This window comes from Achromobacter ruhlandii (assembly GCF_902859695.1).
GTDB classification, from domain to species: Bacteria; Pseudomonadota; Gammaproteobacteria; order Burkholderiales; family Burkholderiaceae_B; genus Achromobacter; species Achromobacter ruhlandii.
In genome coordinates this window covers 35,703-50,115 of the sequence record NZ_CADIJL010000017.1, presented here as the reverse complement: position 1 = coordinate 50,115, position 14,413 = coordinate 35,703, and the positions used below count along the sequence as shown (strand labels likewise).

Annotated in this window: 17 protein-coding genes; all 17 read left to right on the top strand. The window is 68.4% G+C overall.

Annotated elements, in window-relative coordinates; translation table 11 throughout:
• Window positions 1-4: 4 nt before the first annotated feature.
• The 17 genes from HV742_RS19900 (at window position 5) to hisF (ending at window position 14,413) form a co-directional block, all read left to right on the top strand.
• Complete coding sequence (locus tag HV742_RS19900; protein WP_049070588.1) at window positions 5-1,066, top strand: NAD(P)H-dependent flavin oxidoreductase; 1,062 nt, start codon at window positions 5-7, stop codon at window positions 1,064-1,066.
• A 273-nt stretch (window positions 1,067-1,339) separates the two neighbouring features.
• Window positions 1,340-2,176 (top strand): ABC transporter ATP-binding protein, encoded by an 837-nt coding sequence (locus HV742_RS19895; RefSeq protein WP_049070585.1) that lies wholly within the window; start codon window positions 1,340-1,342, stop codon window positions 2,174-2,176.
• Window positions 2,173-2,961 carry a lipid asymmetry maintenance ABC transporter permease subunit MlaE gene (gene mlaE, locus HV742_RS19890; protein WP_020925611.1) on the top strand — a complete coding sequence of 263 codons (789 nt, stop codon included), beginning with the start codon at window positions 2,173-2,175 and terminating at the stop codon, window positions 2,959-2,961. The genes HV742_RS19895 and mlaE overlap by 4 nt, the downstream gene beginning before the upstream one ends.
• A gap of 13 nt (window positions 2,962-2,974) precedes the next feature.
• Entirely contained in the window at window positions 2,975-3,478 is a 504-nt protein-coding gene (mlaD, locus tag HV742_RS19885; RefSeq protein WP_049070581.1) for an outer membrane lipid asymmetry maintenance protein MlaD, read from the top strand.
• 86 nt (window positions 3,479-3,564) lie between these two features.
• Window positions 3,565-4,368, top strand: coding sequence for an MlaA family lipoprotein (locus tag HV742_RS19880; protein WP_049070579.1), 804 nt, complete (start codon window positions 3,565-3,567; stop codon window positions 4,366-4,368).
• A 38-nt stretch (window positions 4,369-4,406) separates the two neighbouring features.
• Complete coding sequence (locus tag HV742_RS19875) at window positions 4,407-5,036, top strand: MlaC/ttg2D family ABC transporter substrate-binding protein (RefSeq protein ID WP_049070577.1); 630 nt, start codon at window positions 4,407-4,409, stop codon at window positions 5,034-5,036.
• Between the two features lie 176 nt (window positions 5,037-5,212).
• On the top strand, window positions 5,213-6,010 hold the full coding sequence (locus tag HV742_RS19870; RefSeq protein WP_059272880.1) for an ABC transporter ATP-binding protein: 798 nt from the start codon (window positions 5,213-5,215) through the stop codon (window positions 6,008-6,010).
• Window positions 6,007-6,819, top strand: a complete 813-nt coding sequence (locus HV742_RS19865; RefSeq protein WP_006388063.1) for an ABC transporter permease — start codon at window positions 6,007-6,009, stop codon at window positions 6,817-6,819. The genes HV742_RS19870 and HV742_RS19865 overlap by 4 nt, the downstream gene beginning before the upstream one ends.
• A 5-nt stretch (window positions 6,820-6,824) precedes the next feature.
• The gene (locus tag HV742_RS19860) at window positions 6,825-7,070 is read left to right on the top strand and encodes a BolA family protein (protein WP_049070574.1); all 246 of its coding nucleotides are present in this window, start codon (window positions 6,825-6,827) and stop codon (window positions 7,068-7,070) included.
• 2 nt (window positions 7,071-7,072) lie between these two features.
• Complete coding sequence (gene murA / locus HV742_RS19855; RefSeq protein ID WP_054418394.1) at window positions 7,073-8,353, top strand: UDP-N-acetylglucosamine 1-carboxyvinyltransferase; 1,281 nt, start codon at window positions 7,073-7,075, stop codon at window positions 8,351-8,353.
• On the top strand, window positions 8,350-9,024 hold the full coding sequence (gene hisG / locus HV742_RS19850; RefSeq protein WP_054418392.1) for an ATP phosphoribosyltransferase: 675 nt from the start codon (window positions 8,350-8,352) through the stop codon (window positions 9,022-9,024). Before murA ends, hisG begins: the two co-directional genes overlap by 4 nt.
• A gap of 47 nt (window positions 9,025-9,071) precedes the next feature.
• A complete protein-coding gene (gene hisD, locus HV742_RS19845; protein WP_020925617.1) occupies window positions 9,072-10,376 on the top strand; it encodes a histidinol dehydrogenase in 1,305 nt (434 codons plus the stop codon).
• Window positions 10,373-11,464, top strand: coding sequence for a histidinol-phosphate transaminase (gene hisC, locus HV742_RS19840; protein ID WP_063584839.1), 1,092 nt, complete (start codon window positions 10,373-10,375; stop codon window positions 11,462-11,464). The genes hisD and hisC overlap by 4 nt, the downstream gene beginning before the upstream one ends.
• A 12-nt stretch (window positions 11,465-11,476) precedes the next feature.
• Window positions 11,477-12,064 (top strand): imidazoleglycerol-phosphate dehydratase HisB, encoded by a 588-nt coding sequence (hisB, locus tag HV742_RS19835; protein WP_006388056.1) that lies wholly within the window; start codon window positions 11,477-11,479, stop codon window positions 12,062-12,064.
• A 37-nt stretch (window positions 12,065-12,101) separates the two neighbouring features.
• Window positions 12,102-12,800: an imidazole glycerol phosphate synthase subunit HisH gene (gene hisH, locus HV742_RS19830; RefSeq protein WP_020925619.1), complete on the top strand. Its 699-nt coding sequence runs from the start codon at window positions 12,102-12,104 to the stop codon at window positions 12,798-12,800.
• 57 nt (window positions 12,801-12,857) lie between these two features.
• A complete protein-coding gene (gene hisA, locus HV742_RS19825; protein WP_049070564.1) occupies window positions 12,858-13,598 on the top strand; it encodes a 1-(5-phosphoribosyl)-5-[(5-phosphoribosylamino)methylideneamino]imidazole-4-carboxamide isomerase in 741 nt (246 codons plus the stop codon).
• Window positions 13,595-14,413 carry an imidazole glycerol phosphate synthase subunit HisF gene (gene hisF, locus HV742_RS19820; protein ID WP_006388053.1) on the top strand — a complete coding sequence of 273 codons (819 nt, stop codon included), beginning with the start codon at window positions 13,595-13,597 and terminating at the stop codon, window positions 14,411-14,413. Before hisA ends, hisF begins: the two co-directional genes overlap by 4 nt.

Below are 14,413 nucleotides of genomic sequence, written 5' to 3'. Positions count from 1 at the left end.
CCCCATGACATCCCGCCTTTCCGATCTGCTCAAGCTTGACCACCCCATCATCCAGGCGCCCATGGCGGGCGGCGCGACGACGGTGGAACTGGTGTCGGAGGCCTCCAAGGCGGGTGTCCTGGGTTCGCTGGGCGCGGCCTACCTGACGCCCGAGCAGATCGAGACGGCGGCCGCCGGGATCCGCGCGCGCACCGACCGGGCGTTCGGCATCAACCTGTTCGCGGCGGTGCCCGAGCAACCGTACCAGGGCGACGCCAGCCGCATGCTGGCGCTGCTGGCGCGCTACCACGCCCAGCTGGGCCTGCCAGCGCCCGTCGCGCCCGGCCCGCAGGCCGACCCGCTGCCCGGCCAGATCGAGGCCGTGCTGCGCGTGAAACCGGCGGTCCTGAGTTTCACCTTCGGCCGCCTGCCGGCGGACGTGCTGGCGCGCTGCCGCGAACTGGGCATCCTGACGGTCGGCACCGCCACCACCGTGCGCGAAGCCGTGGCCCTGGAGCAGGACGGCGTCGACGCCGTCGTGGCCCAGGGGGCCGAGGCGGGCGGACATCGCGGCACCTTCCTGGACGATTTCGAGCATTCGCTGATCGGCACCATGGCCCTGGTGCCCCAGGTGGCCGACGCGGTGTCGATCCCGGTGATCGCCTCCGGCGGCATCATGGATGGCCGCGGCATCGCCGCCGCGCTGACCCTGGGCGCGGATGCCGCACAAATGGGGACGGCCTTCCTGGCCACGGACGAAGCCGGCATCGGCGATGCCTACAAGGCGGCACTGCCGGCGTCCCGGCCGGAACAATCGCGCATCACCCGGGCCTTTTCCGGCCGGCCGGCGCGCGGCATCGTGAATGCCTTCATGCGCGACGCCGACCAACTATCGGACGATATCCTGCCGTACCCGTTGCAGAACGCGCTGACCCGCCCCATGCGCACGGCGGGCGGCAAGGCCGGCAACATCGCCGTCCTGTCGCTATGGGCCGGCCAGGGCGCGCCGCTCGCCCGGCGCGAAAGCACGGCCGCGCTGGTGGCGCGGCTGGCGCGCGAGACCGCCGCCGCGCGCGGCCGGGGCTGACTCCCGGCCTTCCCGGGGAGGATCCGGAGCGTCCCCGGATTGTTCCCCCAGGCGAAAACACTGTTCCACGGACAGCCATATCCCACTGCGGTGACAATTCATCGGGCTACAATGGCCCCTCGCCGCCGGGTACGACGGGTCTTTTCACGTCCCCGGCTTATGAGTAACAGGGCGCTTCCCGACGCAGCCCGCCTCGCTCGCGCCGGCCGGTTCCCCGCCCCCGCATGAGCGTGGCGGCGGGGCATCCGCCACCGAAACACCCTTTTGTTGCCCATGCCCGATCAAACCCGCAGCACCTCGGAATTCGCCCTGCGCCTGGAAGGTGTGGCGCTAGGCTACGGTGATTTCACCGTCTTGCGCGACATTTCCATGGAAGCGCGTCCGGGCCAGGTGGTCGCCATCATGGGCGGCTCGGGCTCGGGCAAGACCACGCTGCTGCGGGCCGCCACCGGCCAGCTCACGGCGCAGCAGGGCACCGTGCTGGCGTTCGGCCAGGACATCGCCCGCGCCACGCCCGCCGAACTGCAATCGCTGCGCAAGCGCATGGGCGTGCTGTTCCAGCAGGGCGCGCTGTTCACCGACCTGAACGTATTCGAGAACGTCGCCTTCCCGCTGCGCGAACACACCCAGCTGGCCGAACCCGAGATCACCGCCCGCGTGCTGGACAAGCTCGACGCCGTCGGCCTGCGCGCCGCCGCCCACCTGAAGGTGGCCGAGATCTCCGGCGGCATGTCGCGCCGGGTGGCGCTGGCCCGCGCGGTGGTGCTGGAACCCGAACTGATCCTGTACGATGAACCCTTCGCCGGGCTCGATCCGATCTCGCTGGGCATCACCGCCCGCCTGATCCGCAACCTGGCCGACCGCCTGGGCTGCGCCTCGGTGCTGATCACCCACGACGTGCACGAATCGTTCGCGATCGCCGACCAGGTCTACCTGGTCGGTCAGGGCCAGCTCAAGGCCGCCGGCACGCCCGACAGCTTGTCGGCGTCGCAGGACCCGTACGTGCAGCAGTTCCTCAAGGGCGAACCCGACGGCCCGGTCGCGTTCCAGTATCCCGAAACGCCGGCTTTCCAGAAGTGGCTTTCGCAACAACAAGGGCGCAAGGCATGAGCGGATCCAACAACGCCATCGGCGCGCTGGGCGGCTGGGTGCGCACCCGCATCGCCGGCATCGGCTACTTCACCCGTTTCTTCGGCGCCATGCTGGCGCGCAGCGGCATCGCCCTGTCGCGGCCGCGGCTGGTGTCGCAGCAGATCCATTTCATCGGCAACTACTCGCTGCTGATCATCGCCGTGTCCGGCATGTTCGTGGGTTTCGTGCTGGGCCTGCAGGGCTACTACACGCTGAACCGCTATGGCGCCGAGGAATCGCTCGGCCTGCTGGTGGCGCTGTCGCTGGTGCGCGAACTGGGGCCGGTGGTGACGGCGCTGCTGTTCGCCGGCCGCGCCGGCACGTCGCTGACCGCCGAGATCGGGCTGATGAAGGCCGGCGAGCAACTGTCGGCCATGGAAGTCATGGCGGTCGACCCGATGCGCCGCGTGCTGGTGCCGCGCCTGTGGGGCGGCATCATCGCCATGCCGATCCTGGCCGCCGTGTTCTCCATGGTGGGCATCCTGGGCGGCTGGGTGGTCGGGGTGCTGATGATCGGCGTGGACGCCGGCGCCTTCTGGTCGCAGATGCAGGGCGGCGTGGATGTCTGGAACGACGTCGTCAACGGCGTCATCAAGAGCCTGGTGTTCGGTGTCACGGTGACGCTGGTGGCGCTTTACGAAGGCTGGCAGGCCAAGCCCACGCCCGAAGGCGTCGCCCGCGCCACCACCCGCACGGTCGTGGTGGGTTCGCTGGCGGTGCTGGGGCTGGACTTCCTGCTGACCGCCTTGATGTTTGGAAACTGATTACGGATCGATCATGTCTCGTGAAAAAACCGATTTCTGGGTAGGCCTGTTCGTCTTGCTGGGCGCGGCCGCGCTGGCGTTCCTGGCGTTGCGCGCCGGCAACTTGAGCACCTTTTCTTTCGCGCCCACCTATACGCTGACGGCCAATTTCGATAACGTAGGCGGCCTCAAGGTGCGCGCCCCGGTGAAAAGCGCCGGGGTCGTGGTGGGCCGGATCGCCAAGATTTCCTTTGACGACAAGACCTTCCAGGCCGTCGTCGCGATCAACCTGGAAACCGCCTACCAGTTCCCCAAGGACTCGTCCGCGGCGATCCTGACGTCCGGCCTGCTGGGCGAGCAGTACCTGGGCCTGACCCCGGGCAGCGAAGAGGACAACCTGGCCGACGGCGGCAAGATCCGCTACACCCAGAGCGCCGTGGTGCTGGAACAGCTGATCAGCAAGTTCCTGTATGGCTCGGCGGAAAAAGAAGGCTCGAACGCGGCTGGCGCGCCGGAAACGAAAGCCCCGGCAAATTAAAGAGGATGCGTCACCCCCGGCAACAATCGGACGCTTGACGCACGCTGCAATAAGAATACAAATCTGTTGATAGGGATGCCCTGATCATGAACAAGAAAGCTCTCTCCCGAATCGCCACCGTGGCCGCCGCCGGCGCGCTGATGGCGGGTTGCGCCGCGCCGCAACACCCGGATCCGCGCGATCCCTGGGAAGGCTTCAACCGCGGCGTCTACAAGTTCAACGACACCGTCGACCGCGCCGTCTTCAAGCCGGTGGCGCAGGCCTACACCTACGTCACGCCGGAACCGGTGCGCAGCTGCGTGCACAACATCTTCAGCAACGTCGGCGACCTCTGGTCGGGCACCAACAGCTTCCTGCAGGGCCGCGGCCACGACTTCGTCAATACGCTCGGCCGCTTCCTGTTCAACACCACCATGGGCGTGGGCGGCTGCTTCGACGTCGCCTCGGCCAACGGCGCGCGCAAGATCCCCAACGACTTCGGCACCACGCTGGGCGTGTGGGGCTTCGGCCAGGGTCCGTACCTGGTGCTGCCGTTCTTCGGTTCGGCCAGCGTGCGCGACGGCGTCGGCCTGGTGGGCGACTGGCAGGGCCGCATGCACGGCTACATGGGCGTGAGCGCCATCGACAACGTGGCGCTGCGCAACTCGCTGTGGGGCCTGGAAGTGGTCGATACCCGCGCCAGCCTGCTCAACGCCACCGACACCGTCGACCGCGTCGCGCTGGATCCGTACAGCTTCGTGCGCGATGCCTACCTGCAGCGCCGCGCCGCCATGGTCGCCGGCCAGCGCGTGGACGACGAATCCAGCCTGCCCAACTACGAAGACGACGAGGACGACGCCGCCAAGGCCAAGGGCGCGCCCGCTCCGGTCGCCAACCCCGCAACCAAGTAAGCTGTCGGATTGCGATTTCAGTACAGCAAGGAGTTTCCATGCGGTTTTCTTTTTTCCCCCTGCTCCAACGCCTGGCCTTTGCCGGGCTGCTGGGACTGGCGGCAACGCCCGCCGTGCAGGCGCAACCCAATGCGAACGGCACGCCCAACGAGTTCGTGCTGGCCGCCGCCAATGAGGCGCTGGACGTCCTGAAGGCCGACGGCGCCGTCAAGGCCGGCAACACGGCCCGCATCAACCAGGTCGTGAACGAGCACATCCTGCCCTACGTCAACTTCCAGAAGACCACGCGCCTGGCCGCCGGGCGCTACTGGCGCCAGGCCACCGAGCAGCAGAAGACGGCGCTGGCCGACGCCTTCCGCGGCACCCTGGTGCGCACCTACAGCGGCGCGCTGACCCGCGTCACGTCCGGCACCACCATTACGGCCCTGCCGTTCCGCGGCGACCCCAAGGCCGACGACGCGGTCGTGCGCACGCTCATCAGCCAGCCCAACGGCCAGCCGGTCGGCGTCGACTACCGCCTGGAAAAGACGCCCCAGGGCTGGAAGATCTACGACATGAACGTCGAAGGCATCTGGCTGATCGAGAACTACCGCAACCAGTTCGCCCAGCAGATCAACCAGAACGGCATCGACGGCCTGATCCAGGCGCTGAACCAGCGCAACAAGTAACGATCCCGTCCGGCTTGTCCCGGCCCGGCGCGCCCCTGCGGTCCGCCGGGCCTGTCATTTTTGGGGACAGACCATCGCGCCACGCCCCCACGGCCGCCGGGGCTATCGGCGCCTCGCGTAACGGGGCGCTTATATAATGATCAATTCGCTCTTTGCCGGGCACCCTCGCCGCCGTCATGTCTGCCGTCAGTCTTGAGAACGTCTCCAAAATCTACTCGCCGCGCCGCAGCGGCTGGGGCAGGCTCACCGGGCGCGCGCCTGGCGCCGGCTTCCAGGCGCTGGACAATGTCAGCCTGAACATCGAGCACGGCGAGTTCTTCGGCCTGCTCGGCCCCAACGGCGCCGGCAAGACCACCCTGATCTCCATCCTGGCCGGGCTGGCGCATGCCACCGCCGGCCGCGCCACCGTCTGTGGCTACGACGTCGTGGCCGACTACAAGTCGGCACGGCGGGCGCTGGGCGTCGTGCCCCAGGAACTGGTCTACGACCCGTTCTTCACCGTGCGCGAGACGCTGCGCATCCAGTCGGGCTACTTCGGCCTGCGCAAGAACGACGACTGGATCGACGAGATCCTCTTCAACCTGGGCCTGGCCGACAAGGCCAACTCGAACATGCGCGCGCTGTCCGGCGGCATGAAGCGCCGCGTGCTGGTGGCGCAGGCGCTGGTGCACCGCCCGCCGGTGATCGTGCTGGACGAACCCACCGCCGGCGTCGACGTCGACCTGCGCCGCACCCTGTGGGAATTCATCTCGCGCCTGAACAAAGCCGGCCACACCATCATGCTGACCACCCACTACCTGGAAGAAGCGGAAGCCCTGTGCGGCCGCATCGCCATGCTCAAGGGCGGCCGCATCGTGGCGCTGGACACCACCCAGGCGCTGCTGGCCCGTGTCGGCGGCGTCGACCTCGAGGACGCCTTCGTGCGCATCATGCACCAGGACGACGCTCCGCAAACCGAAGAGATTCCGCAATGACGCAGCCCGCCGCCAATGCCAGCCAGCCGCTGGTGCAGCCCCGCCTGGACGCGGGCTCGGGCTTTCCGACCCTGCTGCGCAAGGAATTGCTGCGCTTCTGGAAGGTCAGCTTCCAGACCATCGCCGCGCCCGTCATCACCGCGCTGCTGTACCTGCTGGTGTTCGCCCACGTGCTGGAAGGACGCGTCATGGTCTACGGCAGCGTGCCGTACACCGCGTTCCTGATCCCCGGGCTCATGATGATGAGCATGCTGCAGAACGCCTTCGCCAACCCGTCGTCGTCACTGATCCAGAGCCGCATCACCGGCAACCTGGTGTTCATGCTGCTGCCGCCGCTGTCGCACCGCGACATCTTCGCCGCCTACGTGCTGGCGGCCGTGGTGCGCGGCCTGGCCGTGGGCCTGTGCGTGTGGGTGGTGGCGCTGTTCTTCGTCTCGCTGGTGCCGTCCAACCCGCTGTGGCTGCTGGTGTTCGCGGTGCTGGCCTGCGGCATCATGGGCGTGCTGGGCCTGATCGCCGGCCTGTGGTCCGAGAAATTCGACCAGCTGGCGGCGTTCCAGAACTTCCTCATCATGCCGGCCACCTTCCTGTCCGGCGTGTTCTATTCCATCCACACGCTCCCGGCCTTCTGGCAGGGCGTGTCCCACTGGAACCCCATCTTCTACACCATCGACGGTTTCCGCTACGGATTCTTCTCGGTGTCGGACGTCTCCCCCTGGCGCAGCCTGGCGGTGGTGACGGGGGTGTTCCTCGCGCTTTCGATCTATGCGCTGCGGCTCCTGGCCAGCGGCTACAAACTCAGGAACTGACGTCCATGCTTCCCACTCCCGCGCAAGTCCGCCAATACATCGCGGACGGCCTGCCCTGTGAACACCTTGACGTACAGGGCGACGGCTCGCATTTCGACGCGGTCATCGTCAGCACGGCCTTCGAAGGCAAGCGCCTGATCCAGCGCCACCAACTGGTCTACGCGGCGCTGGGCGACCGCATGAAGGCCGAGATCCACGCCTTGTCGATGCGCACCCTGACCCCCGCCGAATACGCCCAGGCGGGCAAGTAACCATGGACAAGCTACGCATTACCGGCGGTGCGCGCCTGCACGGCGAAGTCACCATCTCCGGCGCCAAGAACTCGGCCCTGCCGATCCTGTGCGCCGGCCTGCTGACCGCGGACCCGCTGACCATCGCCAACGTGCCGCACCTGAATGACACCGCCACCATGCTGCGCCTCTTGGGGCGCATGGGCGTGCGCGCCGAACGCGCCAACGACGGCATCGTGACCCTGCAGGCCGACCGCGTCGACAGCCTTGAAGCGCCGTACGACCTGGTCAAGACCATGCGCGCCTCGATCCTGGTGCTGGGCCCGCTGGTGGCGCGCTTCGGCGAAGCCCGCGTCAGCCTGCCGGGCGGCTGCACCATCGGCCAGCGGCCGGTGGACCAGCACATCAAGGGCCTGGCCGCCCTGGGCGCCGACATCAGCATCGAGCACGGCTTCGTGGTGGCGCGCGCCAAACGGCTCAAGGGCGCCTCGATCCGCACCGACATGGTCACCGTCACCGGCACCGAGAATCTGCTGATGGCCGCGGTGCTGGCCGAAGGCCGCACCGTGCTGGAAAACGCCGCGCGCGAGCCCGAGGTCGTCGACCTGGCCGAACTGCTCATCAAGATGGGCGCCCGCATCCAGGGCCACGGCACCGACCGCATCGTGATCGACGGCGTCGAGCGCCTGCACGGCGCGGAACACCGCGTGATCTCCGACCGCATCGAGGCCGGCACCTTCCTGTGCGCCGTGGGCGCGGCCGGCGGCGACATCGTGCTGCGCAACACCGATGCCGGCATCCTCGGCGCCACGCTCGACAAGCTGGCCGAGGCCGGCCTGACCATCGAGACCGGCCCCGACTGGATCCGCGGCGCCATGTCGAAACGCCCCAAGGCCGTGGGCTTCCGGACGCATGAATACCCGGGCTTCGCCACCGACATGCAGGCCCAGCTGATGACCCTGAACACCGTGGCCGAGGGCACCTCGGTCATCGTCGAAACGATTTTCGAGAACCGCTACATGCACGTGCAGGAACTGCGCCGCATGGGCGCGGACATCGACATCGACGGCCACACCGCCGTCGTCCGCGGCATCGCCCGCCTGTCGGGCGCGACCGTGATGGCCACCGACCTGCGGGCCTCGGCCAGCCTGGTGATCGCCGGCCTGGCCGCCGATGGCGACACGCTGGTCGACCGCATCTACCATCTGGATCGCGGCTACGATCGGATGGAAGTCAAGCTGCGCGCCCTGGGCGCCAATATTCAACGCGTCGTTGAACGCACTAGCGGTAAGGAATCGGCATGAGCAATGCCCCGCTCCCCCCCCTGACCCTGGCTCTGTCCAAAGGGCGCATCTTCGAAGAAACCATGCCTCTGCTGGCGGAAGCCGGCATCGAGGTGCCCGAGAACCCGGAAAGCTCGCGCAAGCTGATCCTGCCGACCAGCGATCCCGGCCTGCGCCTGATCATCGTGCGCGCTTCCGACGTGCCGACCTACGTGCAGTACGGCGCGGCCGACCTCGGCATCGCCGGCAAGGACGTGCTGATCGAGCACGCCGCGCAGCAGCCCGGCGGCCTGTACCAGCCGATCGACCTGAACATCGCCAAGTGCCGCCTGGCCGTGGCCGTGCGCAACGGCTTCGACTACGAAGCCGCGGTGCACCAGGGCGCGCGCCTGCGCGTGGCCACCAAGTACGTGCAGTCAGCCCGTGAACACTTCGCATCCAAGGGTGTGTACGTCGACATCATCAAGCTGTATGGTTCGATGGAACTGGCGCCGCTGGTGGGCCTGGCCGACTGCATCGTGGACCTGGTGTCGACCGGCGGCACGCTGCGCGCCAACGACCTGGTCGCGGTCGAGGACATCATGCCGATCTCCTCGCGCCTGATCGTCAACCAGGCCGCGCTGAAGACCCGCGGCGAACGCCTGCAACCGCTGCTGGACGCCTTCGAGCGCGCCGCTTCCCGCAACGCCTGAAACCGGCTCGCCGCCCCCGCGCGGCGACCGCCACCCGCCTGAACGCCATGGCCCTGATCAATCGTCTCGACTCCCGCGATCCCGGATTCGCATCCGCCCTGTCCAAGCTGCTGGCCTTCGAGGCCACCGAGGACGAGTCCATCGACCGCGCCGCCGCCGGCATCCTGGCCGACGTGCGCGCCCGCGGCGACGCCGCGCTGGTGGAATACACCCAGCGCTTCGACCGCATGCCGCACGCGTCCGCGGACACGCTGGAAATTCCCAAGGCCGACTGGCATGCGGCCCTGGCGGCGCTGCCGGCCGCCCAGCGCGACGCGCTGCAGGCCGCCGCCGAGCGCGTGCGCCGCTACCACGAACGCCAGCGCGCCGAGACCTGGACCTACACCGAAGCCGACGGCACGGTGCTGGGCCAGCAGGTCACGCCGCTGGACCGCGTCGGCCTGTACGTGCCGGGCGGCAAGGCCGCGTATCCGTCGTCCGTGCTGATGAACGCCATCCCGGCCAAGGTCGCCGGCGTGCAGGAACTGGTCATGGTCACGCCCACGCCGGACGGCGCGCGCAACCCGATCGTGCTGGCCGCCGCCGCCATCAGCGGCGTCGACCGCGTGTTCGCCATCGGCGGCGCGCAGGCCGTCGGCGCGCTGGCCTACGGCACCGCCACCGTGCCGGCCGTGGACAAGATCGTCGGCCCGGGCAACGCCTACGTGGCCGCCGCCAAGCGCCGCGTGTTCGGCGTGGTCGGCATCGACATGATCGCCGGCCCCAGCGAAATCCTGGTGATCTGCGACGGCAAGACGCCGGCCGACTGGATCGCCATGGACCTGTTCTCGCAGGCCGAGCACGATGAACTGGCCCAGTCCATCCTGCTGTGCCCGGACGCTGCCTTCATCGCCGAGGTCGAGGCCGCCATCGCGCGCCTGCTGCCGACCATGCCGCGCGCCGACATCCTGCGCACCAGCCTGGCCAACCGCGGCGCGCTGATCCAGGTGCGCGACCTGGACGAAGCCTGCCGCATCGCCAACGACATCGCCCCGGAACACCTGGAGATCTCCACCGAGCAACCGGAAATCTGGACCGCCAGGATCCGCCACGCCGGCGCCATCTTCATGGGCCGTTTCAGTTCGGAGGCCCTGGGCGATTACTGCGCCGGCCCCAACCACGTGCTGCCGACCTCGCGCACGGCCCGTTTCTCGTCGCCGCTGGGCGTCTATGACTTCCAGAAGCGCTCCAGCCTGATCCAGGTTTCGCACCAGGGCGCCCAGACGCTCGGCCGCATCGCCGCCGAACTGGCGCTGGGCGAAGGCCTGCAGGCCCACGCCGCCAGCGCCCAGTACCGGATCGACCAGCCATGAGCGAGGTCGCCGGCCGCATCGCCGGCACCATCCGGCCCGATATCCGTGAACTGAGCGCGTATCCAGTGGCGCACGCCGAAGGCTGCATCAAGCTGGATGCGATGGAATCGCCCTACGAACTGCCCGAGGCGGTGCGCGACGACCTGGCCCGGGTGCTGCGCGATACGCCGCTGAACCGCTACCCGGCCGCCGACCTGTCCGAACTGCGCCAGGCCGTGAAAGCGGCCTTCGGCGTGCCGGCTGACGCCGGCGTGCTGTTCGGCAACGGTTCGGACGAGCTGATCCACATCGTGGTGCAGGCCTGCTGCAACCCGGGCGAGGTGGTGCTGGCGCCGTGGCCGTCGTTCGTCTATTTCGACATGGCGGCGCGCTTCGACCACGCCCGCTTCGTCGGCGTGCCGCTCACGGAAGATCTGTCCCTGGATCTTCCGGCGATGCTGGCGGCGATCCGCGAGCACCAGCCCAAGGTGGTGTTCCTGGCGGTGCCCAACAACCCCACCGGCGGCGCCTGGTCGGACGCCGACATGGCCGCCATCATCGCAGCCGCCCCCGGCCTGGTGGTGGTGGACGAGGCCTACCAGCCCTTCACCGACCGCAGCTGGATGCCGCGCCTGCTGGACGCGCCCAACGTGGTGGTGATGCGCACGGTGTCCAAGATCGGCCTGGCGGGCCTGCGCTTCGGCTACCTGGCCGGCCATCCCGACTGGGTCGCCGAGCTGGACAAGGTGCGTCCGCCCTACAACCTGGACGTGCTGACCCAGGCCGCGCTGCTGACCGTGCTGCGCCACAAGCCGGTGCTGGACCAGCAGGCCGCCCGCCTGCGCGCCGACCGCGAGCCGCTGGCCGCGGCCCTGGCGGCGCTGCCCGGCGTCAGGGTATTCCCGTCCGCCGCCAACTTCGTCCTCGCCCGCTTTTCCGGCAAGCTGGACGGCAACGCCGTGCATCTTGCCCTGAAACAGCGCAAAATATTGGTTCGAAACTTCTCCAACGCCCATCCGCTCCTGGCCGGCTGCCTCCGCATCTCGGTAGGTTCCCCGGACGAGAACGCCGCTTTGCTATCGGCACTGCAAGACATCCTGAGTGCCTAATCGAGTCCTGACATGCGTACCGCAGAGATCACCCGCAACACCAACGAAACCCGCATCCGCGTGGCCATCAACCTGGATGGCACCGGCAAGCAGACGATCGACACGGGCGTGCCCTTCCTGGACCACATGCTGGACCAGATCGCGCGCCACGGCCTGATCGACCTCGACATCAAGGCCGAGGGCGACCTGCACATCGATGCGCATCACACGGTGGAAGACGTGGGCATCACGCTGGGCATGGCCATCGCCAAGGCGGTCGGCACCAAGGCCGGCCTGCGCCGCTACGGCCACGCCTACGTGCCGCTGGACGAGGCGCTGTCGCGCGTGGTGGTCGATTTCTCCGGCCGTCCCGGCCTGGAATACCACATCCCGTTCACCCGTTCGCACATCGGCGCCTTCGACGTCGACCTGACGCGCGAATTCTTCCAGGGCCTGGTCAACCACGCGCTGATCACCCTGCACATCGACAACCTGCGCGGCACCAACGCCCACCACCAATGCGAAACGGTCTTCAAGGCCTGTGGCCGCGCGCTGCGCATGGCCATCGAAGTCGACCCGCGCATGGGCGACGTCGTCCCCTCGACCAAGGGCGTGCTGTAAGCTGCGCGACCTCCCGCCACGCATCAGGTAAACCGAAGTGACCACTATCGCCATCGTCGACTACGGAATGGGCAACTTCCACTCCGTCGCGCGCGCGCTCAAGTACGCCGCCCCGGACGCGGACATCCGCATCTGCAACCAGCCCCATGAAATCGACGCGGCCGACCGCGTGGTGTTCCCGGGCCAGGGCGCCATGGCCGACTGCATGCGCACCCTGAACGAATCCGGCCTGCGCGAAGCGGTCGTCAAGGCCGCCCGCGCCAAGCCGCTGCTGGGCGTCTGCGTCGGCGAACAGATGCTGTTCGAGTCCAGCGAAGAGGGCGCCACCCCGTGCCTGGGCCTGTTCCCCGGCGTGGTGCGCCGCTTTGCCGGTCCGCGCTTCGCCGACCCGGTCGCGGCCGACGACGCGGCCTGCGAGGCCGACACCGGCACGGCCGGCCCGGTCGATGTCCGCCCTGAACGCCTGAAAGTCCCGCACATGGGATGGAACAAAGTGCGCCAGACGCGCTCTCACCCTATCTGGGACGGCATTCCGGACGACACGCATTTCTATTTCGTCCATAGTTATTACGCCGACCCGGCCGATACGAGCCTGACCGTTGGTGAAACCGATTATGGCGTCGCCTTTACCTGCGCGGTGGCGGCAGCTAACATTTTCGCGGTGCAGTTCCACCCCGAGAAGAGCGCCGAGCACGGTTTGCGCCTGTATCGCAATTTTGTAGACTGGCAGCCGTAAGCCCACCCGGCCGACGCGCGCCAGCCCGTTCAACCCCATATTTTCCCGCTGCCCACCATGCTGCTGATCCCCGCCATCGATCTCAAAGACGGACGCTGCGTGCGTCTGCGCCAGGGCGACCTGGACGATGCAACGGTGTTCTCCGAAGACCCCGCCTCCATGGCCTCCAAATGGCTCGAACAGGGCGCCCGCCGCCTGCACCTGGTCGACCTGAACGGCGCCGTCGCCGGCAAACCGAAGAACGAAGCGCCCATCAAGGCCATCCTGGACGCCGTCGGCGACGACATCCCCGTCCAGATCGGCGGCGGCATCCGCGACCTCGACACCATCGAGCGCTACCTCGACGCCGGCATCTCCTACGTGATCATCGGCACCGCCGCGGTCAAGAACCCGGGCTTCCTGCAGGACGCCTGCGGCGCCTTCCCCGGCCAGATCATCGTCGGCCTGGACGCCCGCGACGGCAAGATCGCCACCGACGGCTGGAGCAAGCTGACCCGCCACGACGTGCTCGACCTGGCCAAGAAGTTCGAGGACTACGGCTGCGAAGCCATCATCTATACCGACATCGGCCGCGACGGCATGCTGTCGGGCGTGAACGTCGAGGCCACCGTGCGCCTGGCGCAGCACGTGCGCATCCCCGTGTACGCCTCGGGCGGCATCGCCGGCATCCAGGACATCGAGGCGCTGTGCGCCGTCGAGGAAGAGGGCGTCGAAGGCGCCATCCTGGGCCGCAGCATCTACGAAGGCACGCTCAACTTCCAAGCGGCGCAGGCCCGCGCCGACGAATTGGCCAAATGACCACCTCCAGCAGTACCTCCGGGGCGGGCGCGCCCGCCCAGAGCGCGCTGACCCGCCGCATCATTCCCTGCCTTGACGTCACCGCCGGCCGGGTCGTCAAGGGCGTCAACTTCGTCAACCTGGCCGACGCCGGCGACCCCGTCGAGATCGCCCGCCGCTACAACGAGCAGGGCGCCGACGAGCTCACCTTCCTGGACATCACCGCCACCAGCGATGGCCGCGACCTGATCCTGCCCATCATCGAGCAGGTCGCCTCGCAGGTCTTCATCCCCCTGACGGTGGGCGGCGGCGTGCGCCAGGTGTCCGACATCCAGCGCCTGCTGAACGCCGGCGCCGACAAGATCAGCATCAACAGCGCCGCCGTGGCCAATCCGGAACTGGTGCGCGCGGCCTCCGACTACCACGGCTCGCAGTGCGTGGTGGTGGCGATCGACGCGCGCCGGGTCTCGGCCGCGGGCGAAGCGCCGCGCTGGGAAGTCTTCACCCACGGCGGCCGCAAGGCCACCGGCCTGGACGCCGTGGCCTGGGCCCGCCGCATGGCCGCCTACGGCGCCGGCGAGATCCTGCTGACCAGCATGGACCGCGACGGCACCAAATCCGGCTTCGACCTGGAACTGACCCGCACCGTGTCGGATGCCGTGCCGGTGCCGGTCATCGCCTCGGGCGGCGTCGGCACCCTGCAGCACCTGGCCGACGGCGTCACCACCGGCCGCGCCAGCGCCGTGCTGGCCGCCAGCATCTTCCACTTCGGCCAGCACACGGTCGGGGAATGCAAGCGCTTCATGGCCGAGCAGGGCATCGAAGTAAGGATATGA

Bases quoted from the DNA above. Each gene is read 5' to 3' on its own strand.
- HV742_RS19895 (WP_049070585.1), top strand. From the start codon at position 1,340: ATGCCCGATCAAACCCGCAGCACCTCGGAATTCGCCCTGCGCCTGGAA.
- murA (WP_054418394.1), top strand. From the start codon at position 7,073: ATGGACAAGCTACGCATTACCGGCGGTGCGCGCCTGCACGGCGAAGTC.
- HV742_RS19875 (WP_049070577.1), top strand. From the start codon at position 4,407: ATGCGGTTTTCTTTTTTCCCCCTGCTCCAACGCCTGGCCTTTGCCGGG.
- HV742_RS19880 (WP_049070579.1), top strand. From the start codon at position 3,565: ATGAACAAGAAAGCTCTCTCCCGAATCGCCACCGTGGCCGCCGCCGGC.
- hisC (WP_063584839.1), top strand. From the start codon at position 10,373: ATGAGCGAGGTCGCCGGCCGCATCGCCGGCACCATCCGGCCCGATATC.
- HV742_RS19900 (WP_049070588.1), top strand. From the start codon at position 5: ATGACATCCCGCCTTTCCGATCTGCTCAAGCTTGACCACCCCATCATC.
- hisG (WP_054418392.1), top strand. From the start codon at position 8,350: ATGAGCAATGCCCCGCTCCCCCCCCTGACCCTGGCTCTGTCCAAAGGG.
- hisB (WP_006388056.1), top strand. From the start codon at position 11,477: ATGCGTACCGCAGAGATCACCCGCAACACCAACGAAACCCGCATCCGC.
- HV742_RS19860 (WP_049070574.1), top strand. From the start codon at position 6,825: ATGCTTCCCACTCCCGCGCAAGTCCGCCAATACATCGCGGACGGCCTG.
- hisD (WP_020925617.1), top strand. From the start codon at position 9,072: ATGGCCCTGATCAATCGTCTCGACTCCCGCGATCCCGGATTCGCATCC.
- mlaE (WP_020925611.1), top strand. From the start codon at position 2,173: ATGAGCGGATCCAACAACGCCATCGGCGCGCTGGGCGGCTGGGTGCGC.
- HV742_RS19865 (WP_006388063.1), top strand. From the start codon at position 6,007: ATGACGCAGCCCGCCGCCAATGCCAGCCAGCCGCTGGTGCAGCCCCGC.
- HV742_RS19870 (WP_059272880.1), top strand. From the start codon at position 5,213: ATGTCTGCCGTCAGTCTTGAGAACGTCTCCAAAATCTACTCGCCGCGC.
- mlaD (WP_049070581.1), top strand. From the start codon at position 2,975: ATGTCTCGTGAAAAAACCGATTTCTGGGTAGGCCTGTTCGTCTTGCTG.
- hisA (WP_049070564.1), top strand. From the start codon at position 12,858: ATGCTGCTGATCCCCGCCATCGATCTCAAAGACGGACGCTGCGTGCGT.
- hisF (WP_006388053.1), top strand. From the start codon at position 13,595: ATGACCACCTCCAGCAGTACCTCCGGGGCGGGCGCGCCCGCCCAGAGC.